Source organism: Paraburkholderia sp. BGA-UO-ETr-F12 (assembly GCF_059567945.1).
Map to the genome: position 1 here is coordinate 1 of NZ_JCAQOZ010000007.1, position 24,465 is coordinate 24,465.

Annotated in this window: 31 protein-coding genes and 2 pseudogenes; 22 read left to right on the top strand and 11 right to left on the bottom strand. The window is 60.8% G+C overall.

The window, feature by feature from the left end; translation table 11 throughout:
• Nucleotides 1-116: 116 nt before the first annotated feature.
• The 4 genes and pseudogenes from AC57B6_RS01695 to AC57B6_RS01710 all read right to left on the bottom strand — a co-directional run.
• A pseudogene (locus AC57B6_RS01695) lies at nt 117-680 on the bottom strand (relaxase family protein); the annotation flags it as partial.
• Nucleotides 674-913 carry a hypothetical protein gene (locus tag AC57B6_RS01700; protein WP_496416788.1) on the bottom strand — a complete coding sequence of 80 codons (240 nt, stop codon included), beginning with the start codon at nt 911-913 and terminating at the stop codon, nt 674-676. The gene AC57B6_RS01700 and the pseudogene AC57B6_RS01695, both read right to left, overlap by 7 nt.
• A 25-nt stretch (nt 914-938) precedes the next feature.
• Entirely contained in the window at nt 939-1,304 is a 366-nt protein-coding gene (locus tag AC57B6_RS01705) for a plasmid mobilization protein (RefSeq protein ID WP_496416789.1), read from the bottom strand.
• Complete coding sequence (locus AC57B6_RS01710; RefSeq protein ID WP_496416790.1) at nt 1,304-1,561, bottom strand: hypothetical protein; 258 nt, start codon at nt 1,559-1,561, stop codon at nt 1,304-1,306. Before AC57B6_RS01710 ends, AC57B6_RS01705 begins: the two co-directional genes overlap by 1 nt.
• A gap of 346 nt (nt 1,562-1,907) precedes the next feature.
• Between AC57B6_RS01710 and AC57B6_RS01715 the strand changes: the two genes are divergently transcribed.
• The gene (locus AC57B6_RS01715) at nt 1,908-2,438 is read left to right on the top strand and encodes a hypothetical protein (protein WP_496416791.1); all 531 of its coding nucleotides are present in this window, start codon (nt 1,908-1,910) and stop codon (nt 2,436-2,438) included.
• Nucleotides 2,439-2,660: 222 nt separating this feature from the next.
• On the opposite strand, the gene AC57B6_RS01720 is transcribed toward AC57B6_RS01715, so the two are convergent.
• Both AC57B6_RS01720 and AC57B6_RS01725 read right to left on the bottom strand, forming a co-directional pair.
• Entirely contained in the window at nt 2,661-2,936 is a 276-nt protein-coding gene (locus AC57B6_RS01720) for a MerR family DNA-binding protein (RefSeq protein WP_496416828.1), read from the bottom strand.
• A gap of 33 nt (nt 2,937-2,969) precedes the next feature.
• Nucleotides 2,970-5,939: a Tn3 family transposase gene (locus AC57B6_RS01725; RefSeq protein WP_496416792.1), complete on the bottom strand. Its 2,970-nt coding sequence runs from the start codon at nt 5,937-5,939 to the stop codon at nt 2,970-2,972.
• Between the two features lie 142 nt (nt 5,940-6,081).
• Between AC57B6_RS01725 and AC57B6_RS01730 the strand changes: the two genes are divergently transcribed.
• From AC57B6_RS01730 to AC57B6_RS01740, 3 genes are read left to right on the top strand one after another with little or no spacing between them, the layout of a single operon-like run.
• Nucleotides 6,082-6,738 (top strand): recombinase family protein, encoded by a 657-nt coding sequence (locus AC57B6_RS01730; RefSeq protein ID WP_496416793.1) that lies wholly within the window; start codon nt 6,082-6,084, stop codon nt 6,736-6,738.
• A complete protein-coding gene (locus tag AC57B6_RS01735) occupies nt 6,710-7,492 on the top strand; it encodes a helix-turn-helix domain-containing protein (protein WP_496416794.1) in 783 nt (260 codons plus the stop codon). The genes AC57B6_RS01730 and AC57B6_RS01735 overlap by 29 nt, the downstream gene beginning before the upstream one ends.
• Nucleotides 7,493-7,518: 26 nt before the next feature.
• Nucleotides 7,519-7,860, top strand: coding sequence for a hypothetical protein (locus AC57B6_RS01740; protein ID WP_496416795.1), 342 nt, complete (start codon nt 7,519-7,521; stop codon nt 7,858-7,860).
• A gap of 106 nt (nt 7,861-7,966) precedes the next feature.
• On the opposite strand, the gene AC57B6_RS01745 is transcribed toward AC57B6_RS01740, so the two are convergent.
• Nucleotides 7,967-8,110, bottom strand: a complete 144-nt coding sequence (locus AC57B6_RS01745) for a MerR family DNA-binding transcriptional regulator (RefSeq protein WP_496416796.1) — start codon at nt 8,108-8,110, stop codon at nt 7,967-7,969.
• Here AC57B6_RS01745 and AC57B6_RS01750 point away from each other — a divergent pair.
• The 7 genes from AC57B6_RS01750 to AC57B6_RS01780 all read left to right on the top strand — a co-directional run bounded on the left by AC57B6_RS01750 (nt 8,109) and on the right by AC57B6_RS01780 (nt 13,245).
• The gene (locus AC57B6_RS01750) at nt 8,109-8,585 is read left to right on the top strand and encodes a mercuric transporter MerT family protein (protein WP_245292648.1); all 477 of its coding nucleotides are present in this window, start codon (nt 8,109-8,111) and stop codon (nt 8,583-8,585) included. The two genes, AC57B6_RS01745 and AC57B6_RS01750, sit on opposite strands and share 2 nt — an antisense overlap.
• Before the next feature lie 17 nt (nt 8,586-8,602).
• Nucleotides 8,603-8,941 carry a heavy-metal-associated domain-containing protein gene (locus AC57B6_RS01755; protein WP_225246255.1) on the top strand — a complete coding sequence of 113 codons (339 nt, stop codon included), beginning with the start codon at nt 8,603-8,605 and terminating at the stop codon, nt 8,939-8,941.
• A 4-nt stretch (nt 8,942-8,945) separates the two neighbouring features.
• Nucleotides 8,946-9,164 (top strand): hypothetical protein, encoded by a 219-nt coding sequence (locus tag AC57B6_RS01760; RefSeq protein WP_125302879.1) that lies wholly within the window; start codon nt 8,946-8,948, stop codon nt 9,162-9,164.
• A 9-nt stretch (nt 9,165-9,173) separates the two neighbouring features.
• On the top strand, nt 9,174-10,604 hold the full coding sequence (merA, locus tag AC57B6_RS01765; RefSeq protein WP_052642505.1) for a mercury(II) reductase: 1,431 nt from the start codon (nt 9,174-9,176) through the stop codon (nt 10,602-10,604).
• Nucleotides 10,605-10,613: 9 nt separating this feature from the next.
• Complete coding sequence (locus tag AC57B6_RS01770) at nt 10,614-10,874, top strand: hypothetical protein (protein ID WP_052642507.1); 261 nt, start codon at nt 10,614-10,616, stop codon at nt 10,872-10,874.
• 130 nt (nt 10,875-11,004) lie between these two features.
• The gene (locus AC57B6_RS01775; protein WP_052642509.1) at nt 11,005-12,360 is read left to right on the top strand and encodes a dihydrolipoyl dehydrogenase family protein; all 1,356 of its coding nucleotides are present in this window, start codon (nt 11,005-11,007) and stop codon (nt 12,358-12,360) included.
• 219 nt (nt 12,361-12,579) lie between these two features.
• Nucleotides 12,580-13,245 carry a hypothetical protein gene (locus AC57B6_RS01780; protein WP_052642511.1) on the top strand — a complete coding sequence of 222 codons (666 nt, stop codon included), beginning with the start codon at nt 12,580-12,582 and terminating at the stop codon, nt 13,243-13,245.
• On the opposite strand, the gene hisI is transcribed toward AC57B6_RS01780, so the two are convergent.
• Both hisI and AC57B6_RS01790 read right to left on the bottom strand, forming a co-directional pair.
• On the bottom strand, nt 13,176-13,592 hold the full coding sequence (gene hisI, locus AC57B6_RS01785; RefSeq protein ID WP_077472851.1) for a phosphoribosyl-AMP cyclohydrolase: 417 nt from the start codon (nt 13,590-13,592) through the stop codon (nt 13,176-13,178). The two genes, AC57B6_RS01780 and hisI, sit on opposite strands and share 70 nt — an antisense overlap.
• Before the next feature lie 55 nt (nt 13,593-13,647).
• Entirely contained in the window at nt 13,648-13,941 is a 294-nt protein-coding gene (locus AC57B6_RS01790; protein WP_077472850.1) for a hypothetical protein, read from the bottom strand.
• Between the two features lie 387 nt (nt 13,942-14,328).
• On the opposite strand from AC57B6_RS01790, the gene AC57B6_RS01795 reads away from it, so the two are divergent.
• The 3 genes from AC57B6_RS01795 (at nt 14,329) to AC57B6_RS01805 (ending at nt 15,614) form a co-directional block, all read left to right on the top strand.
• Nucleotides 14,329-14,751 carry a mercuric transporter MerT family protein gene (locus AC57B6_RS01795; RefSeq protein ID WP_052642515.1) on the top strand — a complete coding sequence of 141 codons (423 nt, stop codon included), beginning with the start codon at nt 14,329-14,331 and terminating at the stop codon, nt 14,749-14,751.
• 19 nt (nt 14,752-14,770) lie between these two features.
• A complete protein-coding gene (locus tag AC57B6_RS01800; protein ID WP_052642517.1) occupies nt 14,771-15,064 on the top strand; it encodes a cation transporter in 294 nt (97 codons plus the stop codon).
• Between the two features lie 151 nt (nt 15,065-15,215).
• On the top strand, nt 15,216-15,614 hold the full coding sequence (locus AC57B6_RS01805) for a MerC domain-containing protein (RefSeq protein ID WP_052642519.1): 399 nt from the start codon (nt 15,216-15,218) through the stop codon (nt 15,612-15,614).
• A gap of 132 nt (nt 15,615-15,746) precedes the next feature.
• Here AC57B6_RS01805 and AC57B6_RS01810 read toward each other — a convergent pair whose 3' ends face one another.
• A complete protein-coding gene (locus AC57B6_RS01810) occupies nt 15,747-16,373 on the bottom strand; it encodes a recombinase family protein (protein ID WP_052642521.1) in 627 nt (208 codons plus the stop codon).
• A 95-nt stretch (nt 16,374-16,468) separates the two neighbouring features.
• Between AC57B6_RS01810 and AC57B6_RS01815 the strand changes: the two genes are divergently transcribed.
• Entirely contained in the window at nt 16,469-19,366 is a 2,898-nt protein-coding gene (locus AC57B6_RS01815) for a Tn3 family transposase (protein WP_080843317.1), read from the top strand.
• 62 nt (nt 19,367-19,428) lie between these two features.
• A pseudogene (locus AC57B6_RS01820) lies at nt 19,429-19,557 on the top strand (Tn3 family transposase); the annotation flags it as partial.
• A gap of 204 nt (nt 19,558-19,761) precedes the next feature.
• On the opposite strand, the gene AC57B6_RS01825 reads toward AC57B6_RS01820, so the two are convergent.
• Nucleotides 19,762-21,864, bottom strand: a complete 2,103-nt coding sequence (locus AC57B6_RS01825) for a ParB/RepB/Spo0J family partition protein (protein ID WP_496416798.1) — start codon at nt 21,862-21,864, stop codon at nt 19,762-19,764.
• 202 nt (nt 21,865-22,066) lie between these two features.
• Here AC57B6_RS01825 and AC57B6_RS01830 point away from each other — a divergent pair, with 202 nt between their 5' ends.
• From AC57B6_RS01830 to AC57B6_RS01855, 6 genes are all read left to right on the top strand, one after another.
• Nucleotides 22,067-22,480 (top strand): antirestriction protein, encoded by a 414-nt coding sequence (locus AC57B6_RS01830; RefSeq protein ID WP_496416799.1) that lies wholly within the window; start codon nt 22,067-22,069, stop codon nt 22,478-22,480.
• Between the two features lie 55 nt (nt 22,481-22,535).
• Nucleotides 22,536-22,856, top strand: coding sequence for a hypothetical protein (locus tag AC57B6_RS01835; protein ID WP_496416800.1), 321 nt, complete (start codon nt 22,536-22,538; stop codon nt 22,854-22,856).
• The gene (locus AC57B6_RS01840; protein ID WP_496416801.1) at nt 22,853-23,047 is read left to right on the top strand and encodes a hypothetical protein; all 195 of its coding nucleotides are present in this window, start codon (nt 22,853-22,855) and stop codon (nt 23,045-23,047) included. Before AC57B6_RS01835 ends, AC57B6_RS01840 begins: the two co-directional genes overlap by 4 nt.
• 44 nt (nt 23,048-23,091) lie before the next feature.
• On the top strand, nt 23,092-23,316 hold the full coding sequence (locus tag AC57B6_RS01845; RefSeq protein WP_496416802.1) for a DUF3717 domain-containing protein: 225 nt from the start codon (nt 23,092-23,094) through the stop codon (nt 23,314-23,316).
• Nucleotides 23,313-23,723 carry a hypothetical protein gene (locus AC57B6_RS01850; protein ID WP_496420606.1) on the top strand — a complete coding sequence of 137 codons (411 nt, stop codon included), beginning with the start codon at nt 23,313-23,315 and terminating at the stop codon, nt 23,721-23,723. Before AC57B6_RS01845 ends, AC57B6_RS01850 begins: the two co-directional genes overlap by 4 nt.
• A gap of 341 nt (nt 23,724-24,064) precedes the next feature.
• Complete coding sequence (locus AC57B6_RS01855) at nt 24,065-24,364, top strand: XRE family transcriptional regulator (protein WP_496416804.1); 300 nt, start codon at nt 24,065-24,067, stop codon at nt 24,362-24,364.
• The last annotated feature ends 101 nt before the right edge of the window (nt 24,365-24,465 follow it).

The following is a 24,465-nucleotide window of genomic DNA, read 5'->3' on the forward strand; positions in this document are numbered from 1 at the left end:
CGCGATAGCTCAGGGACGCATTCACGGCCCGAGTTCCTTATTCCATCAAAGCATAGAGATCCGTCGCTTCATAACTTTCAGGCTTATGATAGCAATTTGACCGGATCTTGGTCAGATCCCTTGTACCGGCTGATCATCTCGGATGCGTCGGTAAACGCGACGCGCCGGTTGTCCTTCGGACTCGCGAGGCCATATTTCGCGTTCGCGTGCTCCTGAAAGGCCTCGAGAAAGCGTGTCTGCTGGTCGACCTTGCCGAACGGTTCCAGCCGTCGCCCGGTCAGCAGATTGACCTCCGGCACCACAAAATGGATATGGATCTTGCGCTCGATCGGCTCGCCGCTTTTGCGGTCGGCGTAGCTTTTAAGCCGCGGCACGTGCGCCTCGGCATAAAACGCATACTCGTCGGGTCGATAGGCGGAAAAGGCAAACGCTTCGAAGTCACGCGCAATCGCTTCCAGCACGTCGCGCGAGACCTCGTCCTCCTTGAATGACAGGGTGATTGTCAGATACCGCTCGGCCGCCGTGTCCATCGACTGGATGATCTCGTTCGTCAGGTCCAGGTCGCCCGCGAGAATGACCCGCTCGTCCATCTCGTCGCGCTCGAACTCGCGATCCTGCTTCTGGCCTTTCTCCAGATATTCCTTGATGCCGTCATGGTGGCCACGCACGCGGATCAGCATGAGCCGGCCTCCGGCTGCGCGCGCGCCTCAAGCCACAACTCGACCTGCGCAATGCGCCGCTCGAGACCGAAATACACGTTCGCGTACAACAGGTGCCGCGCTGCCATGACCTGAGCGCGCACGCCGTCGCAGTGCGTGCGGCTCAACGCGCCCCGCCCGGCGCCAATGAGTTCGCAGTGCAGCCGCGTTTCAAGCTCGGCCACTGATGCGATCGCCTTCTGCACCTCGCTCATGTCGTCTCCGTATCAGGTCACCGTATCAGTCGACCTTGCCTAACGTCGCTTTCAGGTACCGCGAGATCATCTGCAACTGGTCAAGCAACTGCGCATACGTCGCCTCGGACAGCTTGCCGCGCACGTGCTCGGAGTTCGCACGGTGCGCGATCTGGTTCAGGTTGTTGCTCGTCTTGTTGAACACGTACAGCAGGCGCTTGCGATCGGTGCTTGCCTTCGGTCGCGCGACGATCTGCGTGCGGTTGGTCAGCACCGCTTGGCGGAAAAACTCCGATTGCGTCATCCCGCTTTGCGCCACCTTGGCAAGGTACGCTGCGCGATCCGCATCCGACAGACGGAACGCGATCGGCTTGCCCAGCCCTGCCACGCCATTGCTTTTCTGCTTTGGCATCACCAGAGCCCCTTTGAGCGACTACGGTCGATTTCAGCGCCGACCATCGCAAACGGCCTGCCGTCGTCATCGATCGGATGCGCGCGAAACTCGTATTCCGGCCACCGCAACTCGCACTCGCGCAGCACGCGCATCGCCTGGTCCCCCGTCATTGGCCACGTATAACCGGCCCACGGCGGATAACGCGGCTCGCTGCCGCGCTCATCGGCACGCGGCCCCACGACAAGCTGGATCACCCATTCGCTGCTCGGAATCATCGCCTGACCTCCGTATTCGCTACATATGCATTACGCATACCTGGCAGTGCTTAGTGTCGGTAACGGAGTGCCGACATGCTGACGCGGCAGTAGCCCGCGTCGGGGTTTCAAAGGGGCTCGCCCCTTTGGCACGAGATATTTTACGGGATGCGTAGCATCGCGTAAACATATCCGACGTGCCTCGCCTCGCCTTCAATTTTAACCGCGCTACCTCACAATACCCGCCTACACCCCGAACCATACCCTAAATGCACCTTTCAGGTGGACATCAACAGACACCAAGTGGACACAACATACCCATCATATGCCATCATCATCCCGTCCAGTACCCTCCCAGCAGACACCAATGCCCAAGATTGACATTGATGCCATTACCCAGTCGCTCGCACCCGACCATGACGCCCCTTCCGATCGCCGCGAATCGGCTTTGCTGGTCGATCTGATCGAGCACATTGACGCCGCCATTGCGAGAGGCGTCCCACGCGCCGTCGTCCTGTCGCGCCTCCATGAAGGCGGATTCACCATGACACTCCCGGCTTTCATCAAGGCCTTGCAGCGGATTCGCAAACGCCTGGGTAGGCCAGCCCCCCGCCGAGGTTCGCGCAACCCCGACCAGGCCATTGCGCAACCAGCCACACCGACACCTCAACCTCGGCCCGCATCGCCAGTCACTCACGCGCCTACGCCCAACGCAGCGTCTGCCATGACGAATAGCGCCACCGTCAAGACACGTGAAGAACTGCAACGCGACAACCCAACCTTGTCGAGCGTTCAGATCAGCAAACTGGTTGCCCAGCAGTACGCCGATCCAGTCGTTACGTCCGAAGAGCTTGAAGAAATGAAACGCAAATACAACCCACCTCAGGTGAAGCGCTAAACCGTATCGCCCCGCCGCGCTGCGCCGGGTCGGGCCGCTCCCCATGCATCCTGCATGGGTCCCCGTGGCCCTCGATACGGGCGCGCGGCGCGCGCCAATCCGCCTGGTGGTCGTCAGGCGCAGCAAAGGGTTTTCAGAAAAGGGGCGGTATTCAGGGTTTTACTGCCGTGCCGTTAATGGGGTCGGTTCCGGTATGGGGCGAAATGACACCCTAAGCGCCCGTCAAGCGGCGAGCGCGTTAAGGATCGGGCATTCCGGCACGTCTTCGCCAGAGCATTGCGAGATCATTGTCACGAGCACCGCTTCAATGCGCTGGAGGTCGGCAATCTTGGCGCGAACCTCGGCTAGATGCGGTTCGGTCCGGCGCTGCACCTCCGCGCAGGTCTGGCTTCTGCAATCGACAAGATGAAGCAGGCCGCGGACCTCGTCGATGCCAAAGCCGAGTTCGCGCGCCCTGAGGATGAAGCGCAGGCGGCGGACGTCGGTTTCGTCATAGATGGGGGCATCGCAGAATCTGGTCGTAAACGTACGCTAAGGTTCTGACTGGCGGTTTTGTGTGCGTAATGGACGGAATCCATCTTCCGGCAATTTCATATCACCCCAGAGGTAATCGCCGGTGAGGCTGATGTGCTCCCAGCCCAAGGGCGCCGAATGGCTGAGCAATGCGTCGTTGATGTCGCGGCCTTGCCCTCGAAGATAATCTGCCGCTTGCCCCAGATAGACGGTGTTCCACAGGATGATCGCCGCCGACACGAGATTGAGGCCCGAGGCCCGGTGCCGCTGATTTTCAAATGTGCGATCCCGTATCTCACCAAGCCGATTGAAGAATACGGCACGGGCCAAGGCGTTGCGGGCCTCACCTTTGTTGAGATTGGCGTTGGTGCGGCGACGCAGATCGATGTCATCAAGCCAGTCGAGCATGAACAGAGATCGTTCTAGACGGCCAATTTCCCGTAGCGCCCGCGACAATGAATTCTGCCGCGAATAGCCCGCGAGCTTCTTCAGCATGACGGACGCACTGACTGTACCGGTGCGGATCGATGCGGCCAGATGCAGCACATCCTTCCAATCGTCCTCGATGGCCTTCACATTGATGGTCCCGCCGATCAATTGATCGAGGGCGGCAAATTCGACGCTGGGCGTAAGCGTATAGAGCCGCCGCTCGCTGAGGTCGCGAATACGCGGGGCAAACCGGAATCCCAGCAAATGGCAAAGCCCGAACACATGATCGACAGCGCCAGCGGTGTCGGTGGCATGCTCCTTGATCTCCAGTTGGCTCTCATGGTTGAGCAGGCCATCGATGACATGCGCCGCCTCGCCAGCGTTGGCGGCGATGACCTTGTTGTAAAATGGGGCATAGCGGTCTGACACGTGGGTGTAGAAGAGGACCCCGGACTCTGAGCCATATTTGGCATTGTAGTCCGCGCGGCCTTCGCCCTTGGCGCCGGCTCGGTAAAACTGACCATCTGACGACGAACCGGTGCCTGGTCCCCAGATCGCCGAATGCGGCAAGACATGATGGTAATCGACGATGGCCGCCAGTGCGGCCGCATAGGTTTCGTCGCGGATGTGCCACTGCGCGGTCCAGATCAGGCGGGCGTGCGTCAACCCTTGCGAGCTTTCTGCCATGCGCCCCAACCCGAGATTGGTGGCATCGGCCAGGATGGCGGCCATCAAGGCTGGCCCATCCTGGGGCGGCTCGCCGCTTCGCACGTGGGCGAAGTGATCGCCAAACCCTGTCCATACCGCAACTTCGGCGAGCAGATCGGTGATGCGGATGCGCGGCAATAGGCCGTAAAGCTGGGCTTTGAGCACCTCGGCTTCCTCGGGAACGGCGTTGCGGAGCGGGGAGATTTTGAGACCGCCATCGTCGAGGATTACGTCGGGCAACTGGCCCTTCAACGCTTTGCGGTTAACCTCGGCCATGCGTGCACCGAGCCTTTGGCGTCGATCGGCGAGCCAGGCAGCAAACGAGGTATCGACCGCGACGGGGACATTCTGCTCGAGGAGCATGGTTTCGAACGCGGGCTTTGGAAGCAAATAGTCACTCAGCGTCCGATATGCCCGGCTGCCCTCGACCCAGATCGCGCCCGACGCCAAGCGCTCCCGCAAATGCACAATGACTGCGATCTCATAGGCCCGGCGATCCACCGTGCCGTCCTGAAGAACGAGCTTGCGCCAGCGAACCCGAAGAAATCCTAGCGGCACGTTGGGCGGAAGAGCCCGCCGGTTGGCCGTATACATGTCATTGAGTATAGCGACTGCCGCAAGAACGGGTTCGTTCGACTTCGCTGCCCTGAACGTAAAGGCCGCCAGAAAAGGCGGGGCGAAACGCCGTACCGATGGATAGCGTTGAAGCACATCCTCAAGGCCGTCTTCGCTCCCAGCAGTGAGCAACTCGGTTTCGCGAACGCTGCGCTCGATGTTCGACCATCCAATTTCCCGGTCAATTGCATCTCTAGGATCTTCGGGATTCCAGCGCCCTTCGATCAACAGGCGTCCGAGGGCTGCATAGATTTTGCCAATTTCCTTCAGACGGCCAGCTTCCTCGACAAGCCGGTCGGAGCGCGATCGGGCGGCACGACGGAAGAGCGACCCGATCATCTTTTCCATCATGAAGACGGCGGCGTCGGTCAGCGCCACTTCAATTTCGATGGTGAACGCGCAGAGCGTCGCGGTACGCCGAACCTCATCCAGCCTCGATAGATGCTGTGCGCTCATGATCGCCGCCTCGCGTGCCATGACGGCATAGCGGTTGGCGTGAATGGTGCGCGCCCGCTCCGGCTCGATGGCCAGACCCCGCGCTATTTCCAGCCTTTCAATCACTGCGGCGAGGTTGCCGGCGCTCGGCGCTTCGGGATATTCGCGCAACCAGGCCAACGTCGTCCGGCCAAGAGCTGGCCCCGTAATGAGCAATTGTGCGAGATTATCCCGCTGGTCGCCAGATAGGCCACGCGCAATTCCGGAATAAGCAGATTTTCGCGCACGGGCGCGGGCTACTAGGGCGATACGCTCGAACGTATCGCTGGCCGGCAAGGTGACATTGTTGTCGCGCATGGCCTGCACCATTGCCACAACGATCGCTTCGCCCCTGTCGGTCGCTGCAGCCACATCGGCGGCGATTTCGAACAGCGCACGCCTATCTGAAACCACGAACGGGCGCATGCCCAGCCACGCTTCGGCTTGAGCGCGATGTTCGCGCAGCGTCGGGGATCGATCTGCATAGAGGTCAAAATCCTTGACTGTGCAGGTGAGCTGTTCGGCGAGCAGCGCCAGCATCGGCAAGGGCGGTGCCTCATCTGCGCGAAGGGCTCGGCCCGGCGCTCGTAAATAGCAAAGCTGGACGGCAAAGCCGATCCGGTTAGCGGGACGACGCCGACGAAAGATCTCCGCCAGCTCCGCACTGCCCAGCGTGTAGACCCGCTCAATGCTGGAATGGTCTGTCGGGGGATCGAACAGCGCCGCACGCTGCCCGGGAGTGAGGATGGTTTTGCCCGCCATGTGCGATTCCCGATTTCACGTGTCACTTATTCATATTGAGAACCGTTTATCATCCATAGACAAAATGACGGATTATATGACACTATCGTGTCCAGTGGCAGGGTGCTGGCAACCGCGCTCCATAAACGGACGTATATGTGACATGCTCATCGGATATGCCCGCGTCTCGAAGGCCGATGGCTCGCAGGCCCATGACCTGCAACGCGATGCGCTGGTTGCCGCCGGTATCACCGCCGACCAGATCTACGAAGACAGTGCATCGGGACGCCGTGATGATCGCCCAGGGCTCGACGCCTGCCTGAAGGCACTGCGTGCCGGCGACACTCTGGTCATCTGGAAGCTGGATCGTCTAGGCCGCGACCTGCGACACTTGGTCAACACCGTCGGCGAACTGACCACGCGCGAAATCGGTCTCAGGGTTCTCGCAGGAGAAGGTGCCTCGATCGACACAACGACTGCCAATGGCCGCCTCATTTTCGGAATTTTCGCCGCACTGGCAGAATTCGAGCGCGAACTGATCGTTGAGCGCACAAAAGCTGGTCTCGCGGCGGCCCGCGCGCGCGGGAGGAAAGGAGGACGGCCATTCAAGATGACGCCAGCCAAGCTTCGCCTCGCGCAGGCGGCGATGGGAAAGCCGGAAACCGTCGTGGCAGACCTTTGTGTGGAAATCGGGATTACTCGGCAAACACTGTACCGGTTTGTCGATCCCAAGGGCGCATTGCGCGCCGAAGGCGAGCGCCTGCTCGGTCAGAGGAAAACTGGAAAATCTGATGAGCGAACCGTTAAAATCTCTGAGTGAACGGGAACAGGACACGTTGCGGTTGCTGCTGGCGGGACATGATGCCAAGTCGATCGCAAGAGATCTCGGTCTTTCGGTTCACACGGTCAACGACCGCCTTCGCGAGGCACGACGCAAACTCGGCGTTTCCAGCAGCCGAGAGGCAGCCCGGCTTCTCGGCCAAGCTGAGGGCGAACACCCCAAATCTCTTGCACCCACAAATTTCGGGATGGCCGAGCAGGAGATTGGAACTCAACAGACGGTGCGCACCGGCCCACTTACGGGCATCAACCACCGTCGCTGGTGGCTCGCAGGAGGATTACTCGTGTTATTTGCCATCGTCGCCGTCGCCTTCCTCTCAGTGAATGGCGTAGAGGAACCCCGCGCTTCTTCAGCGCTCGCGAGCCAAGCTAGCGCCCCTTCGCCCGCGCCGTCCAGTGCGGCTAGTGCAAGCCAAGCCCAAAAATGGCTGATGCTTGTCGACCAGCAGAACTGGTCGGAGAGTTGGCGCGAGGCGGGGACGATATTCCGTTCCCAGATTTCAGCAGATGGCTGGGCCTCTGCAATCGTCCCAGTCCGTAAGCCGCTTGGCGCGGTAATATCCCGTTCGCTTGCCAAGGCGACGAAAGCCACCTCGCTACCCGGCGTGCCAGCAGGGGAATATGAGGTTCTCGAGTTTCAAACGAACTTTGCCGCCAAGCGAGGGGCGATTGAGACGGTGATACTGGCAAAAGAACAGGCCGGATGGAAGGTAGATGGTTATTTCATCCGCTAACATTCTGATCGACGGGAAGCGCTGAGATGATCCAGTCAATCATCGCCCTCATCGCAATAGGCCTGCTGATCCGCATGTCCTTCCGTGCCAATGCTCGCTTCCGCAAAGAGGTCCGGTTGCCCATGCAATGGGCATTGGACGGATCGGTAAATTGGACCGCGCCTCGCGTTTTTGCGCTTGCGATGACGCCAGCTTTGGCTTCCTGTATTTTGTCCGCCATCGTCGCGGTGACACTTTTTCTGTCGCCCAGACCGGGCCAAGAAGGAATGGAAATTCCAGGGGTGATTTTCATAGCCTTGGTTTTCCTGACCGCGCACTGGTTCCATCTCTGGATGATTGAGAAGTCACTGAAAAAGAACGACCTCTGATCCCCAGCGATCCGGGCACCTGATACGTTAAAGCCAGAGCCATTGCCGCTCCGCTCGACAAGCGCAGGCCTTAGCGTACGTTTACGACCAGATTCTGCGATGCCCCCTAGATGCGATAACCGCTGGCGCTGCGCGGCGGGTCGGGTAGCAGGCCGATCTTCTCGTAATAGCGGATGGTCTCCAGATGGCAGCCGGTCGCACGGGCCAATTGGTGGCGCTGCAGTCCCTTGGCGGAAAGAAGAGAATTCATGGTGAAAATACCTCTTGAGTCTGTACTGGCTACAGAGCCTATCCTGTTTTCAGTCAGAAATCGAGGATGGTTTGCGATGAACGAAATTGGTAGCAAGACATTGAATTCTTCGAAGGCGGCCGCCGAACCGGATCGGCGCGAGGGCGGGCTCGCGGCGATAAGCGTTATCGGCGCTTTTCTGGCATCGGCCTGTTGCATCGTCCCGCTGCTCCTGGTGACACTCGGTGTATCGGGCGCATGGATCGGCAACCTGACGATGCTCGAACCCTATAAGCCCTATATCGCGGCGGCGACACTCGTGCCGCTCGGGTTTGGCTTCTGGCAGGTCTATTTCAAGCCCAAAGCCGCGTGCGAGCCGGGTTCCTACTGCGCCCGTCCGCGCTCCGCCATCATCACCAAGACCGCGCTTTGGATCGCAACGATCCTCATCGTGCTCGCCAGCACCATCGGCTGGTGGGCGCCGCTGTTCTATTGAAACGAGGAGATAACCACGTGAAATACCTGTCGAAACATCTGGTCGCCGCGGCTGCGCTTGGCTTGAGCGGTACTATTATGCTGCCACTTGCCCTTCCCGCGTCCGCACAATCCGCGTCGGAAACGGTTACCGTCAAGGAGCTGACGCAGACCTTCGCAATCGAGAACATGTATTGTGCCCTTTGTCCGGTCACCGTGCGCAAGGCCATGGAAGGCGTTGCGGGCGTGAAGTCGGTCAAGGTGGATTTCGAGGCCAAGACGGCGACGGTTGCCTATGACCCGTCGACCGCGACGGTCGCGGCCATTGCCGCTGCTTCCACCAATGTTGGCTATCCTGCCAAGGCGATCGGGAGTTGAGTCCGTGCCTGACCGGTCCATGCTTGGCGTCGGAGTGGTTGGCGTCTTGATCGCGGCGCTGTGCTGTCTGGTGCCGATCCTGCTGGTGGCGGCAGGTTTGATCGGCGTGGGAGCGCTGACAACAGCGGTCTACGGTCTGGTGCCAATTCTCATCCTCATCATTGCCGCAGCCGGTTACCTGCTGTGGCGACATCGTTCACACATCGATACCAGGAAACATTAGGAGATTTTCATGTCTGACTGCTGTGCGCCCCAAAAAGGCAATGGCCGCTACGATCTTGCGGTGATCGGTGCCGGTTCGGCCGGGTTCTCGGCCGCAATCACGGCCTCTGAGCAGGGGGCGAATGTCGCCCTGATCGGCCACGGCACGATCGGCGGCACCTGTGTCAATGTCGGCTGCGTACCGTCGAAGACGATGATCCGCGCTGCCGAGGCGCTGCATGGTGCACGCGCCGCGCATCGCTTTCCCGGTCTTGCCGGGGAAGCCAACGTCGCTGACTGGGGCCGTTTGGTCGCCGCCAAGGACGACCTGGTGACCACGCTCAGGCAGAAGAAATATGTCGACCTTCTGCCACAATACAACGGCGTCGCCTATCTGGAAGGGAAAGCGCGCCTGAATGGTCAGGGCGCTCTGATTGTGAACGGCGATCCGATCATGGCTGGCAAAATCATCATTGCTACCGGATCAGCGCCGGCCCTGCCGGACATTCCCGGCATTGGGGATGTGCCTTACCTCACCAGCACGACCGCGCTCGAGCTTTCCGAGCTGCCGCGTTCGCTGCTGGTGATCGGCGGTGGCTATATCGGCTGTGAACTGGCGCAGATGTTCGCCCGTGCCGGGGCGGAAGTGACACTTGTAACCCGCCGCCGCCTGTTGCCGGAAGCCGAGCCGGAAATCTCCGCAGCATTGACCGGTTATCTTCGCGACGAGGGCATTACCGTCCTAACCGGCCTCTCCTATCGCCGGATCGCGCGCACGGACCGCGGTGTCGAACTGACGGTCGCCATCGACGGAGCGGACGAAGTGATCGCGGCCGAGCAGGTGCTTTTGACCACTGGGCGGTCCCCGAACACCGGCGGTCTTGGCCTTGCCGAGGCGGGAGTTAAGCTATGCGGTAATGGCGGCGTCTTGGTTGATGAGCGGATGCGCACCTCAAAGCCTGGCGTCTATGCGGCAGGTGATGTCACCGGTCGCGACCAGTTCGTCTATATGGCAGCCTATGGCGCCAAGCTCGCTGCCCAAAACGCACTGAACGGTGACAGCCTTGTCTATGACAATGCGGCCATGCCGTGGGTGACGTTCACCGATCCGCAGGTCGCGGGCGTCGGCCTGACCGAACAGGCGGCTCGCGACGCCGGCTTCGAGACCAAGACTTCGATCGTATCTCTTGACCAGGTGCCGAGGGCGCTGGCCGCGCGCGACACGCGCGGGCTCATCAAACTGGTTGCCGACGCCAAAAGCGACCGATTGCTTGGTGGACAGATCCTCGCGCCCGAGGGCGCCGACAGCATCCAGACGGTGGTGTTGGCCATCAAGCACGGCATGACGGCGAAGGCGCTCGGCGAGACAATCTTCCCTTATCTCACCACGGTCGAAGGGTTGAAACTGGCGGCGCAGGGCTTCGGCAAGGACGTGGCGAAGCTGTCATGCTGCGCCGGATAGGAGGCTTCGATGGAACCTTCGAACGGATACGGCCTTGCGGGATTGCTCGCGGCTAAGATCGTCTGCTGCGGCGCGATTGTACTGGCAGCAACAGGCGCGATCAGCTTTGCCGGCCTTGCCAGTTGGCTGGTCGGCGGCGGCTACTTCTGGCTGGCAGCGGCCGTCTTGGCCATTGTCGGAATCTACTTGTGGCGGCACCGCGCGCGGGCAAATGGCAAGACCGACGGCAAAGGCCCCGTCGGTCAACCGATATACGGTCGGCGCAAGTAGTTCTGCTCAAAAGCGTCGCCGGATGTCATGTTGAGAAGGGTATTATTGCAGGCAGGGCGTTGCAAACCTTGCTGTGGGGGTTAGGTTTTTTGTCAGGGGGAAAAGTAGTCTTTTAGGAGAGGAGAATTGCATGAGCGATAACAAAAGCTTCGATCTGATCGTGATCGGAGGTGGGACGGGTGGAAATGGTGTCGCCCGGATGGCCGCTGACGCTGGCTGGAAGGTCGCCAGCATCGACGCCCTTCCTTTCGGCGGCACCTGTGCATTGCGAGGCTGCGATCCCAAAAAGATGCTGATCGCCGTGACTGAGGGCATTGACTGGGCCCGCAACTTGAGCGGCAAGGGGCTGGAAGCACAGACATCCGTCGACTGGGCGGACATGATCGCCTTCAAGCGCACGTTCACCGACGCGATGCCTGGTCGCATCGAGGGCGGGCTGGAGAAAGCCGGTATCACCGTGTTGCATGGCGAGGCACGCTTCACCGGGCGAGACAAGATCGAGGTGAATGGCGAGATCTTGTCGTCCCGGAACTTTCATATCGCCACCGGCGCTCGGCCAATGACGCTGAATATCCCCGGCGAGGAGTTGCTGGCGACTAGCACCGACTTTCTCGAGCTGCCCGAACGGCCGGACCGGGTCGTGTTCGTCGGCGGCGGATTCATTGCGATGGAATTTGCCCATATCTCCAAACGCGCAGGGGCGCGGGAAGTCACGGTTCTGGAGATGATGGAGCGACCGCTGGGCAATTTCGACCCCGACCTGGTCGGTATCCTTTCCGAGGCGACCGCCGATCTGGGGATTGACCTGCGGACCGAGGCCAAGGTTCTGAAGATCGAGAAAGACGGGTCGGATTTCACCGTTACCTATAAGACGCCGGAAGGAAAGCAGACGATCAATTGTGATCTGGTGGTTCATGCCACCGGGCGCGTGCCCAACATCGAGCATCTCAACCTGGAGGCCGCGGGCGTGGAATACGGCCGCAAAGGCATCAAGGTCAGCCCCTACATGCGGACCACAAATTCCGCCATTTTTGCAGCCGGCGACTGTGCCGACAGTGGGCCTAATCTGACCCCGGTTTCGGCCAACGAAGGCCGGATTGCAGGCAAGAACCTGCTCGCAGGAAAGGATGAGCGCGCGGTCAGTTATCCGCCGATCCCAAGCGTTGTCTTCACGCTGCCGCAGCTTTCCTCGGTCGGCCTGTCCGAAGCCGCAGCACGCGACAAGGGGCTGGCCTTTGACACGCATTTCGAAAAGACCGCCGGCTGGTACTCGTCGCTGCGGGTCGGGGCGCGCTACAGTGCCTACAAGGTTCTGGTCGAGAACGGGACCGGCCATATTCTTGGTGCACATCTGATCGGCCCCGGAGCGGAGGAACAAATCAATCTCTTTGCCATGGCTATGGGCGCAGGGCTGACCGCGAACAGGATCAAGGGCATCATCTTCGCCTATCCCAGCTATGCGTCGGACATCAGTTCGATGGTGTAGCTGATGCGGCAAGGCTGGCATTTCGATTGCGGGCGTCTCTGAAAACGCTCGACGCGACGGGGAGCAGAGTTTGGGAGGCGCCCCACCGGCAGACACACGATCGTTTCGAACGGCCAACGGCCTTACCATCGAGGACAGCATGAGCAAAGGAATGTCCCCCAGTCAGCGATTCCCGACGGTCGAGCGTCTTAGTCCTGCCCGTTCAGCAGGATTACGCCCATGACCAAGCGCCGGGTCTGTGATTCCGAGGCACCCTACGGCGATCCGGGCATGCATCTCGGCCGCCTCGCACTCGGTCTCTCCGACAGCGCCGCTGCGTCGACCGACGCGCGTGCGGTGATCCGCGATATCGGACGGTTGCTGTCCGCGGCAACGCTTCGCGTCGATCGCATCTTTGTGAGCGCGCAGCCGCTGCATCCGGCCTTCCGTGCCCGGACCTATCTCTGGCTTGCCGACGACGACAGAGTTCGTGTCATCGATTGGCCGCATGGTCTGAAGAACCGACCGGGCTATCTCGCTTCCCCGGATCATCATGTGCACACGACGCGCACGGAGCTCCGCGTTCCTCGCCTGCAGGACGTCCGAGCGTTTCGGTGCGACCTCTACGGCGAACTTAGGGCTGACGGCTTTACCGACTATCTTATCGTTCCGCTGCGCTTCGGTGATGGCACGATCAATACTCTCTCCATCGCGACACGCCGGCGGAACGGCTTTCCGGAGGTGGCTTTGGAGGGTTTTCGGCGGCTGGTCGGTCTTCTGACCGTGATACTGGAGCGCCTGGTCGCGCTCGAAAACATCGATATTACCCTGAGGACCTATCTCGGCGGGGCATCCGGCACCCGGCGGAGCGTCGGGCGACCCGGCGCCGTAACGATCCGGCGATAGAAGCAACTCGCCCGGCCGGTATGGCAACATCCGCCGTCTCCGCCAGCGCGCACCTTGAGCCACACCGCGTCCTGATCACAATCGATGCGCAGTTCCTCGACCTGCTGGACTTGCCCACTCGTCGCGCCCTTATGCCAAAGACACTTGCGGGACCGGCTCCAGTACCAGGCCTGACCGGTCTCGATCGTCTTTTCCAGCGCCTCCGCATTCATCCACGCCAGCATTAGCACCACACCGTTCGCCGCATCCGTGGCGACTGCAGGAATGAGCCCATCCGCGTTGAATTGCGGCGTCAGAATGGAGTTTTCTTCGATCGTTTCCGCGAGGTCCGCGGCCGGCGTGGTCATGGGCAAGGGCGTATCTCCGAGTGTACGGGGTATTTCGCGATTGGAGTGTGCCGGCTCAAAGGATGGTTGGTGGTTGGCGGCTGCCGGGCCGTGCTTTGGGCTCGTCACATGTGCATGTCGGGGAGGCATCTTCCCGACGAGATGAAGCCCGGCGCCAGCGCATGAGGGCATAGCCGGCGGCTCCAGCCAGGAGTGTCAGCACACCCCCTATCACGAGACCTTGCCCGCTGAACCAGCCCAAAACGCCGCCCACCGCCGAGCCGATGACTACCGGTCCAAGGCAGCAAAGCGCGACTAAAGGCGCGATGATGATCGCGGTCACGATGCCGGCGGTCGGTTTGTCGTCCAAGGCGCTCTCCGTTCTGATCGCAGATCCATAGCATCGCTGCGGCGCGGTCCATTAATCACAAGCACGACCGCGTCGGGTATCCCGATGACGCGATCGCTGCCAAAGAGATTCGTTACACCCTGTACTCGGTACAGGGTCAAGACAAAATCTTGATCGCTTGGCCACGTAGGCACTGCGGAAACAGAGATTGGTAGCGCCACGGTTCATGATGCTTGAAAACCCCAGCTACGGTCTTCAGACGACAGCGACTGCTCAACGGGTTCCACTTTCCAACGCCCTCACAGAAGCGTGATCGCAAATCGTTGAAATCCCCCTTGAGTCTGTAGTGACTACAAGGCGTAGGCTACTTCGCAAATCGCTGTTCAACGATGCAGAAAGTGAGCAATTATGGAGGCATCATCAGGTCTCAAAGGATCCCGAACGTCGGCGACCGCCGCCATCCACGTGACATCGGAACACCAGCGGGGCGGACGCCAGCAACTGCTCGCCGCCGGCGGCATTCTCGGGGCGATCGCCGTCTCGAGTTGCTGCGTCATCCCGTTTGCCCTGTTCACCGTGGGCATCGGCGGAGCCTGGATCAGCAACCTCACCGCCCTCGAACCGTATCAACCGATTTTTGCCGCCATGACGTTCGGTATCCTCGGCTACGGGTTCTATCTCGTCTATCGCGAGCCAAAGGTCGCCTGCGCTGAGGGCTCCTATTGCGCCCAGCCCAAGTCGGGACGGATCGCCAAAGCCGGCCTCTGGGTTGCCACCGTCCTCGTCATCGTCGGACTAGGGTTCCCGAGACTTGCGCCCCTGTTCCTCTAAGCCAAAGGAGAATGATCCCATGATCCGCCCTGTCGCAGTTGCCGTTCTCCTCGCTCTGCTTTCCCCGCTCGCCGCCGTGGCCGGCGAGAAGACTGTTATACTGAACGTTGACAACGCCACCTGCGCGCTCTGCGCCCCCATCGTCAAAACGGCCCTCTCTCGTGTCTCGGGTGTCACAGCGGTCCAGGTAAAGGAAGCCGACGCAATGTCGGGTGCTGTCGCCACGGTCTCTTTCGATGACGCAGTCACCGGCGTACCGACCCTCATTGCTGCGACGACCAACGCCGGCTATCCGTCGCATGTGGCGCAATAGCCGCCGGCTGATTGGCGGCGGCGGGCGGAGAGCGGTATCACCTCTCTTCGCTGCTCCACATCGGCACGCTGCTGCCTCAAAGGGTGAACGGCGCCGTCGAAAATATCCACCCGGCGGGTGCGAAGTTGCAGGTGTGTAGGAGACTGCAGCTATGGCCGCGAACACCATCGAGCAAAGTACCTTTTGGAAACGGCACCTGGACAAATTCGGGGCCGCCGGATCGGTCTTCGCGGCGCTCTGCTGCCTCGGTTCCCCGGTACTCCTTTCGATTGTATCGGCCGTCGGGCTTGGCTTCATCAAAAGAGATGCGATCCTGTTCCCATTGTTAGCAGCGTTTCTGGCCGTCACCCTACTCGGGCTATATCTTGGAACACGCAGCCATCATCAACCGTGGGCTCTCATCATCGGGGGGCTCAGTACGCTGGCGATAGCGGTCGTGTTTCTCGGTCTCATGCCAAGCCTTGTCCTGGCCTACGTCGGCATTTCTGGTTTGATCGCCGCCAGTTTTCTCAATGTCTGGCTCAGAGTACGCCAGCTAAGGAGCCGGTAACACCGAAACAATCAGTTCGCTTTTGGCGAACGGGAGACGATGTAGGCGTATCTCTGGTCATGGAGCCGGCGTTGCCCGGCGATCAACCGGCGTTCCGGTTCTCGCTCGATGTCATCGGGACCTTTATCGGGCTCAACGATTTGGCTCGCGAGCGACGATAGCGTTGCGGTTACGTTGCACGATATCGGAGACGGTGTTCTTGCTGAGCCCAAGTTCGCGACCAATGAGCCGATAGCTGCGGCCTTCAGCAACGAGCGCCAGAACTCGCGGAGCCAGACGGTCCGACTTCGGGCGCTGCCCCCGCTGTCGACCGAGTTTCTTGCCGCGCGCTTTGGCAACGGCCAAGCCCGATTTGACCCGTTCGCTGATAAGATCGCGTTCGAATTCAGCGATACCGGAGAGGAAAGTCGCCAGCATACGGCCATGAGGAGATGACAGATCGAAGGTCATGCCGTTCATGGCGATGACTGAGACCTTCCAGCTTTCCAGCTCGCGCAACGTGTTGAGGAGATCGATCGTCGAGCGTCCCCAGCGGGAGAGTTCTGTGACCAGGATGGCGTCGATATGTCTGGCCTGAGCGAGCGCCATGATCTTCTTGCGCTCGGCCCGGTCCAGCTTCACGCCCGAGCCCGTCTCTTTATATATGCCGGCAATTTTATATCCGGCACGTCCGGCGAAGGCGGTCAGATCTCGCTCCTGTCGTTCGCAGGACTGATCAGCCGTCGAAACCCGGCAATAGATGGCCACGCGCTGTCCCAATTGAACCCTCGTGGTTTTGTGGCTCGCAAAGCCTTGATTTGCATGGGGCGATTGTTGTCCAAAACAGACTGTACTTCAACAGGGACAACGCGCGCATGCCAAGACGACATATTCTCGCCGAGCGACAGCGCTCGGCGTTGCTCGACCTGCCGACGGACGAGTTATCACTGCTGAAGCATTACACATTGGGCGACGACGATCTGGCAAACATTCAGGAACGCCGCAGACCAGAAAACAGGCTGGGTTTCGCCCTGCAGCTTTGTGCACTACGCTATCCAGGGCGCGCGCTGGCTCCGGGCGAAATGATTCCGCATGAAGTCCTTTCCTTCATCGGAGCTCAGCTCGGCGTTCCGGCCGATGCGCTTCTCACCTATGCCGCCCGGCGTCAGACCCGCCAGCAACATATGGAGGCGTTGCGCGAGATCTACGGCTACAAGACATTCACGGGGCGCGGGGCCCGTGATCTGCGGGATTGGCTTTTCGATCAGGCTGAAGATGCCAGGTCGAACGAAGATCTGGCGCGGCGCTTCGTCGCGCAATGCAGGAAAATGGTGACCATCCTGCCGGCGGCGTCAACGATCGAGCGTCTGTGCGCCGATGCCCTTGTTGCCGCCGAGCGATGCATTGAGACACGGATAGCGGAAAGGCTCGACTTTAGTGTGCGCGAGCAACTGGACGGGCTTCTGACCGAAATGGTTGACGGAAACATCAGCCGTTTCATCTGGCTTCGCCAGTTCGAAGTCGGCAGCAATTCCGCATCAGCGAACCGCTTGCTTGATCGGCTGGAGTTCCTGCGCGGTCTGGAAGTCGATCCCCAGATCCTCCTAGGCGTACCGCCACACCGCATCGCGCGCCTGCGTCGGCAGGGCGAGCGTTACTTCACGGATGGCCTGCGCGACATCAGTTCGGATCGGCGGTGGGCGATCCTCGCCGTTTGCGTCGTCGAATGGGAAGCCGCGATCGCCGATGCCATCATCGAAACCCACGACCGCATCGTTGGGAAAACTTGGCGAGAGGCGAAACGGCTACATGACGAGCGGATTGCCGGTTCCAAGGCCGCAGTCACCGATACGCTTCGCGCTTTCACGGCATTGGGAGCCTCTTTGCTGGAAGCTCGCGACGATGGTGTTCCGTTGGACAATGTGTTGGCACGGTCGGCCGAATGGCATCAGCTTGAACAGCTGGTTGCCGTAGGGACGCAACTCACCAGTACATTGGCAGACGAGCCGTTGGCTCACGTCGGACAAGGGTATCATCGTTTTCGCCGATATGCGCCGCGGATGTTGCGATGCCTGAAGCTCAAGGCTGCGTCGGTGGCGGAGCCATTGATTGCAGCCGCGAAAGCCATCGGCGAAACACGTGCGCCGACATCAACAGGTATATCATTCCTGCGGCCGAATTCGAAATGGCATCGCCATCTCCGAGCGCAAGACCGAGGCGATGGTCGTTTATGGGAGGTCGCGGTGCTGTTTCATCTTCGCGATGCTTTCCGGTCTGGAGACATATGGCTGGATCATTCCCGCCGCTACGGCGATCTCAAGCAGGTGCTTGTTCCGATGACCTCGGCGCAGGCGAATGCCAGGATGGCTGTTCCTCTCGATCCTCAAGCTTGGCTGGCTGACCGCAAGGGTCGCCTTGCGGATGGTCTGAAGCGGCTGGCACGTGCCGCTCGCGACGGGACCATCCCCCATGGTAGCATTGAAGATGGAACGTTGCGGATCGACCGGTTGACCGCAGACGTTCCCGAAAGCGCAGAGGAACTGGTCCTCGATCTTTATCGTCGAATGCCGCCTGTGCGGATCACTGACATCTTGCTGGAAGTTGACGCGGCGGTCGGATTCTCGGACGCCTTTTCCCATCTCAGAACCGGAGCGCCATGCAGCGATCGGGTCGGCTTGCTGAACGTTCTGCTCGCCGAAGGGCTGAACCTAGGCCTTCGAAAAATGGCGGAAGCCTCGAACACGCATGATTACTGGCAGCTCTCGCGCCTTGCCCGCTGGCATGTCGAAAGCGAGGGCATGAACCAGGCGCTGGCGATGGTCGTGGCCGCGCAGGGCAAGCTGCCGATGTCCCGGTTCTGGGGCATGGGAAAAACCGCATCAAGCGATGGTCAGTTTTTCCCTTCGGCACGACAGGGCGAGGCCATGAACATGATCAACGCCAAGTACGGCAGTGAGCCTGGGCTCAAGGCTTATACCCACGTCAATGACCAGTTCGCGCCGTTCGCCTCACAGACTATTCCCGCAACCGTCAGTGAAGCTACGTACATCCTCGATGGCCTGCTGATGAATGAAGTCGGCCGGCAGGTCGGCGAGCAATACGCCGATACGGCGGGGTTTACCGATCATTTGTTCGGGACCAGTGCCATGCTCGGCTACCGGCTCGTCTTGCGCATCCGCGACTTACCGTCGAAACGGCTTTATGTCTTCGATCCCGCGGGGACACCCAAAGATTTACGCAAGCTGGTGGGCGGCAAAATCCGCGAAGAACTGATTGTGTCAAACTGGCCTGATCTCTTCCGCTGTGCTGCCACGATGGCCGCCGGAAAGATCAGACCGAGCCAGTTGCTCCGGAAACTCGCATCCTATCCCCGACAGAACGATCTTGCGGCCGCGCTTCGGGAAGTCGGCCGCGTCGAGCGCACTCTCTTTATCATCGAGTGGATCCTCGATACCGATATGCAGCGCCGCGCCCAGATTGGCCTCAACAAGGGCGAAGCCCACCATGCCCTCAAGAGTGCCCTGCGCATCGGCCGTCAAGGTGAAATCCGTGATCGAACCACTGAGGGGCAGCATTACCGGATCGCCGGGCTGAATCTGCTGACGGCGATCATCATCTACTGGAATACCGTCCACCTTGGCCACGCCGTCGCCGAACGGCGAAACGAAGGCCTCGATGTGCCACCCGAACTTTTAGCCCACATCTCTCCTCTGGGCTGGGCGCATATCCTGCTGACCGGCGAATATCTTTGGCCCACGGAGGCAAACGCTTAGGGTGTCATTCCGCCCCCAGCCGGAACCGACCCCTTAATGAGGCTAGCCGGTTGGTCGCCCGATCCGTCNCCGAACGGCGAAACGAAGGCCTCGATGTGCCACCCGAACTTTTAGCCCACATCTCTCCTCTGGGCTGGGCGCATATCCTGCTGACCGGCGAATATCTTTGGCCCACGGAGGCAAACGCTTAGGGTGTCATTCCGCCCCCAGCCGGAACCGACCCCTTAATGAGGCTAGCCGGTTGGTCGCCCGATCCGTCGGCGTGTGTTTGCGGAGCCAGGCCTGACCGTACCTGACGGCCTCGGCTCCCTTTTTGTGCCCACACGACATGCAGGGCGCAAAAAGCCGCCCGGGCCTGCACCCGGACGGCTTCACGTGTGAACAGCTACCGTCGTCTATGCGGCTTCGGCCAGTCCTTCGTGGTCGTCGCCAGCTTCGTGCCCGGCCTCATCAATCACGTCATCCGGATCAGCACCCGCGTTGTGCGCCTCGTCGTCCGCTTCACCGTCTGCGTCATCATCCGCCCACGCATACGACCGAAATTCCGGCACCGCGCGGTTCGCGAGCACTTCCGGCAGCCAGCCCGACTCGGCCATCCGCACTTCGGCGGCAGCCGCCGCCGCGTCCTTCTTCATGCCCTGCACCTCGGCGGCGGCCTGCGGTGAAACGTGCTCGCGCAGCACGTCCGCGATGCGCGATTTCGACACGTGGTCAAAGTAGCTCGCGCGCGTGGGCTTCCAGTAATACGACAGGTCCACGTTCAGCACGTCAGCAAGGCTGTTGACGGCGTGTTCGCCGTCACATCCGTCGATACCATCAACGGTGGCCGCCACGCAGAACGCAAACAGATTCGACTGGATATCGGAACCCTGATCAAGCAGCCACGGCAGCAGTGCATCCGCGCGCGCCGGAAGCATGCGCATCCACTTCGCGCGCTCGGCCTCGGTCTCCTTCCACGCCACGCTGTCGGCCATGTCGTCGGCGTGCTTCACCAGGGCGTTGCGTGACGTGCGCAGGTCAACCTGGATCGCGTGCTCCGGATACTGCCGTTCATAGTGTTCTTCGAACACGACCGGAATCATGCGGCTCATCAGCACCGCGAGCGCGACGTTCGGATGCCTCGCCAGTTCGGTCTGGATCGCCGCCGTGCGGTGTGCTGTCAGACGGCGGCACAGCTTTTCGTTGTGCAACGGCGTCACACGCGCAGGCTTGCCGGATTGCTCCGTTGCCGTCACCGGCAAGGCATTACCACCGCGTGCGGCGGTCCTCTCCTCGGGCCGGATCAGGCCGCGCTCGATGGTTACGAACCCATCGTCATCGAGATAGACGAACGCCCCGGCGCGCTGCATGTCCTCCGGTGCGAACACTTCGAAGCGTTCGGCGTACTGGTCGACCGCGTGCGTGGCAACATCGACAGCCGTACTCAGGCGGTCGTGTCGTGCCTCATCTTCCTCGCCGTCCTCGTCGTAATAGGCGTTCAGTTCCATGTGCGCCGCGTCGCGTGTCGCGACCAGTGCGGCAAGCTCGGCCTTTTCGCTCTTCGTCGGCTTGCGCGTGGTCGAATGCACACGGCCATAGCGGATCAGTTCGTTTGCGTCGCCCCGGGTCCGGGTCTCTATCCAGTTCCACCCCTGGGCGGCGACAGCCTGGGAGATTTCAATCAGGCGGTCGGTCGCGAGCCGGTGCAGCAGGTCGGCATCCGTGATGTATCCGGCATTCTCGCCGTCGCTGAACAGGTCCCGACGCACGAAGCCGCCTGCCGCCTCATACGCGTCCAGCCCGACGAACTTCGCGAGCGCATTGTCGCGTGAATCGATTTCGGCCTTCGTGATCGCCGCGCGCAGCTCGGACGGGCGGCGTTGCCATGCGTTGATCGCGTTGTTCCACACGCTCTCCTGCGTCGCGTGATCGTCGGCCAGCGCCAGCATTTTGGCCTGCTCGTAGTCGAGCTTGTCATCACGCAGCAGATCCAGCAGCGCCGGCGCAAGGTTGGCAATTTTTAGCGCACGGCGCACCACCATTTCCGACACCTTGAACAGCGCGGCGATGTGAGCCGTGCTTTTCCCCTCCTCGGTGAGCAGCCGGAAGGCGACGCTTTCGTCTGCGATCGACATGGCTTCTCTTTCCCGGTTTTCGATCAGCGACGCGGCCACCGCTTCGCCCTCGCTGACGATCAACACCGGCACCTGGTAGTCCTTCGTAATCCGCTCCTGCGAAAACAGCAGGTCCAGCGCGGCGAGCCGCCGCTGTCCGGCGCACACGCCGAGCTTCGGCTGCTTGCCACGGCCCTTCATGGCGTGCACGACCAAATTTTGCATCAGGCCTTTTTCAGCGACAGTTCCGGCGAGCGCCTCGATGCCGGTGGGAGCCTTCTTGCGGACATTCAGCGGCGAGCGGCACAGCCGGGCGTACGGGACGTATTCGATCTGCGTCGCCTGGACTTCGTTACTGGGATTCTTTCGGGATGTTTGCATCAGAGTTATCTCCGGTTTGGCCATCGCTTTATTGCGAGGCACACCGATATCTTATCAGTCTTTTAGCCCTAATAAACGTAATGTCGATGATTTAATCTAATTGATTTATTTTGCCAGTAAACATATTAAATCAATTCTATGCAAAATAGACGTTTCTAAGGGGCTTTTAGCCCTTATAATGAAATCGTGCCTCGCAATAAAGCGATGGCCAAACCGGAGATAACCGATGACCCAGACTCTTGCCCGCATTACCTCTTCCGTCGTCCCTGACGAGTTGCGCCTCAATGTGCTTCCCCGCTACCTCGGTCGCCACTTCCTGCCGGGCGAGGCGCTTGTGTACGACTGGGCGGCCCGCCTTTGCCATGCCTACGACGGCGGCTTCTGGAATTTCTTCACGTTGTCCAATGGTGGCTTCTATATGGCTCCGGCCAACCTTGGGCGGGTCCATGTCCGCTGGCACCTGAACGGCTATAACGACACGATGGGCGCGGACGCCTTCGGCATCGTCGTCACGCTGTTCGCACTGTGCCATCTGGCCGAAAAGACGCGCGATGACGCGATCATCAACCGTTACCACGAACTGCGCACGTTCGCGACGCAGCACGTGGAAGCGGCCAACATCCTGCGCGTAATCGACTGATCGTGTTTTCCGGCCTGTGGTCTTCCCACAGGCCGGACATACCAAGGACACCGAAATGGATACCCTGAACATCCGCCCGACGTGGCTCACTGCCCTTCTTCCGTTGCTGGCCGTCTATCAATATGGAGACCGGGAAATCGTACGTGCTGAACTGTTCCGCATGGCGCTGTCTGCGGATGCGGCGGCCAGGTCGGCCGACGCACTGCACCGTATCGCCAACATGCTCGACCGGGACGGTCACGCAATCGACATGCACCGTGAGGAGCTTTGCGCCATCGCGCGTGCGGCGCTTTCCGAATTCGACCGCGTACCGCCTCGTGCGCCTCTGGTTGCGGTTCATGAAGCCGTCCAGCGCACCCGTGAGCGCGCCGCATGACGACAGAACTGAAACAGGGTTGCGACCTGAAGCGCGGCGACGTGCTGCGTACATGGTTCGGCAACCAGACGATTCTTCAGGTGCTGCCGTACAGCGGCCCGTTCGACTTCATCTGTGGTGTAGCGAAGTTCCCGGGCGCTGAAATGTCGATTGTCCGCGCCGGGCGTTACGAAGTGCTGGTCACCCGATAACCGGAACTGCCCGCGCGTACCGCGCGCGGGCTATGGAGTCTGACATGCCAACCTTTACAATTGCCGAAATTGAGCAGGCGATCAACGTGTGGCGCAATCGCCAGGCGTCAGGAGAAGACGCGGCGCTGTGCCCGAAAGCGCGTCGCCTTGCCGACATCTATGGCGAGATGATCTATACGCACGCAACGACCATCGACGTGTCTTCGCTGTCAGCCGAGCAGGTGGAAGCTGTGACCACTGCCCTTTATCAACAGGAATTGCCGCTATGACCGACGAATCGAAGTTTCCCCCCGAAGTGCTCGAACAGTTTCGCCGCGAGCAGGAGGAAAGCGACGCCCACTTTACTGCCGCGCCTGAGCGGTTTTTTGAGGCATGGAAACAGGCTGTCATGCTGGCCGGTCCGGTGTATTTCGGCGATGGCACCAGACAAGCCGTTGAGAAGGCGAAAGACAAATGGGCGCTCGCGCCCAATGGCGCGGTCATTCTCGATGCCTTCGGTGTTCTCAGCAGCGGCGAGCGGACCTTCCTTGCCGCGCTGTATTCGTTCTACAACTCGGACGATAGTGTTCCTCTGTGGGAGAAAGCGGGCATCAGGGGCTTCGCCGACCTGTCGGGGCTGGACCTTGTTCGTCGCAAGCTGATCGCGGAGCTTTTGCTGAACTACGTTGGCTGGTGATGGCCCGGTGTATCTGTGTTCGAGGCTGACAGGCTCCCACTCGCCAGTCTGGTTGCAGACACCTGTGCCGTGCCCCCCTTCCTGCTAAACACGGTCTCAGGATAACCGGGAGCGTATCGCGCGCGCCGGCGCGCCCGGATCGAGGCGCCTGGGGACCCACGCCGGCAGGCGTGGGGTGCGCGCCGGCGCGCCGCAATAGCGGCGTGACGATCCGGTGCGGCCTGGGCAGACCGCCGCCCGGGGTCGTCAAGCGTCCGCAGGACGCGTGAATCCTCCGCGGCGCAGCCGTGGGGGCACGAATGCAGGAGGTTCCCTGCGACCACACAAAGGAAATTGAACCGATGAATTACGAAGTGAACATCAGGCCGGAATGTCTGCGTCCCGCAGAGGCGGGATGGGAGCGACCACACGGCGCCGAGATCCAGGAAGTGATCCGGCGCACCGGCTTGCCCGGGCGGGGCGTCGCGCGCGTGCTGGGCTTGTCTGAATTCGGTGGCCGGCAGGTGCGTCGCTGGATCAGTGAGGACGCTGCCATTCCCTATTCCGCATGGGCGCTGCTGTGCGATCTGGCGGGCCTGGGCTGCATCTGGCGCGTCCCAACGCCCGGCACACAAGCCGATCCGCCAGACTCGCCGGCCTGATGCGGCATGGGGCCATCGCACGTGTGCCGCCTTGCTTGCCCGCTGCTACGTCAATCCGCACCGTATTGCCCGATCAGGTATGGCGTGCCGCCACGCTCCTC

Coding starts and splice junctions, on each gene's coding strand:
- AC57B6_RS01730 (WP_496416793.1), top strand. CDS start 6,082: ATGCTCATCGGATATGCCCGCGTCTCGAAGGCCGATGGCTCGCAGGCC.
- AC57B6_RS01700 (WP_496416788.1), bottom strand. CDS start 913: ATGAGCGAGGTGCAGAAGGCGATCGCATCAGTGGCCGAGCTTGAAACG.
- AC57B6_RS01815 (WP_080843317.1), top strand. CDS start 16,469: ATGCCAAGACGACATATTCTCGCCGAGCGACAGCGCTCGGCGTTGCTC.
- AC57B6_RS01840 (WP_496416801.1), top strand. CDS start 22,853: ATGACGACAGAACTGAAACAGGGTTGCGACCTGAAGCGCGGCGACGTG.
- AC57B6_RS01710 (WP_496416790.1), bottom strand. CDS start 1,561: ATGATTCCGAGCAGCGAATGGGTGATCCAGCTTGTCGTGGGGCCGCGT.
- AC57B6_RS01830 (WP_496416799.1), top strand. CDS start 22,067: ATGACCCAGACTCTTGCCCGCATTACCTCTTCCGTCGTCCCTGACGAG.
- AC57B6_RS01845 (WP_496416802.1), top strand. CDS start 23,092: ATGCCAACCTTTACAATTGCCGAAATTGAGCAGGCGATCAACGTGTGG.
- AC57B6_RS01835 (WP_496416800.1), top strand. CDS start 22,536: ATGGATACCCTGAACATCCGCCCGACGTGGCTCACTGCCCTTCTTCCG.
- AC57B6_RS01805 (WP_052642519.1), top strand. CDS start 15,216: ATGGCCGCGAACACCATCGAGCAAAGTACCTTTTGGAAACGGCACCTG.
- AC57B6_RS01735 (WP_496416794.1), top strand. CDS start 6,710: ATGAGCGAACCGTTAAAATCTCTGAGTGAACGGGAACAGGACACGTTG.
- AC57B6_RS01705 (WP_496416789.1), bottom strand. CDS start 1,304: ATGCCAAAGCAGAAAAGCAATGGCGTGGCAGGGCTGGGCAAGCCGATC.
- AC57B6_RS01795 (WP_052642515.1), top strand. CDS start 14,329: ATGGAGGCATCATCAGGTCTCAAAGGATCCCGAACGTCGGCGACCGCC.
- AC57B6_RS01775 (WP_052642509.1), top strand. CDS start 11,005: ATGAGCGATAACAAAAGCTTCGATCTGATCGTGATCGGAGGTGGGACG.
- AC57B6_RS01825 (WP_496416798.1), bottom strand. CDS start 21,864: ATGGCCAAACCGGAGATAACTCTGATGCAAACATCCCGAAAGAATCCC.
- merA (WP_052642505.1), top strand. CDS start 9,174: ATGTCTGACTGCTGTGCGCCCCAAAAAGGCAATGGCCGCTACGATCTT.
- AC57B6_RS01850 (WP_496420606.1), top strand. CDS start 23,313: ATGACCGACGAATCGAAGTTTCCCCCCGAAGTGCTCGAACAGTTTCGC.
- AC57B6_RS01780 (WP_052642511.1), top strand. CDS start 12,580: ATGACCAAGCGCCGGGTCTGTGATTCCGAGGCACCCTACGGCGATCCG.
- AC57B6_RS01740 (WP_496416795.1), top strand. CDS start 7,519: ATGATCCAGTCAATCATCGCCCTCATCGCAATAGGCCTGCTGATCCGC.
- AC57B6_RS01800 (WP_052642517.1), top strand. CDS start 14,771: ATGATCCGCCCTGTCGCAGTTGCCGTTCTCCTCGCTCTGCTTTCCCCG.
- AC57B6_RS01750 (WP_245292648.1), top strand. CDS start 8,109: ATGGTGAAAATACCTCTTGAGTCTGTACTGGCTACAGAGCCTATCCTG.
- AC57B6_RS01725 (WP_496416792.1), bottom strand. CDS start 5,939: ATGGCGGGCAAAACCATCCTCACTCCCGGGCAGCGTGCGGCGCTGTTC.
- AC57B6_RS01855 (WP_496416804.1), top strand. CDS start 24,065: ATGAATTACGAAGTGAACATCAGGCCGGAATGTCTGCGTCCCGCAGAG.
- AC57B6_RS01715 (WP_496416791.1), top strand. CDS start 1,908: ATGCCCAAGATTGACATTGATGCCATTACCCAGTCGCTCGCACCCGAC.
- AC57B6_RS01745 (WP_496416796.1), bottom strand. CDS start 8,110: ATGAATTCTCTTCTTTCCGCCAAGGGACTGCAGCGCCACCAATTGGCC.
- AC57B6_RS01770 (WP_052642507.1), top strand. CDS start 10,614: ATGGAACCTTCGAACGGATACGGCCTTGCGGGATTGCTCGCGGCTAAG.
- hisI (WP_077472851.1), bottom strand. CDS start 13,592: ATGACCACGCCGGCCGCGGACCTCGCGGAAACGATCGAAGAAAACTCC.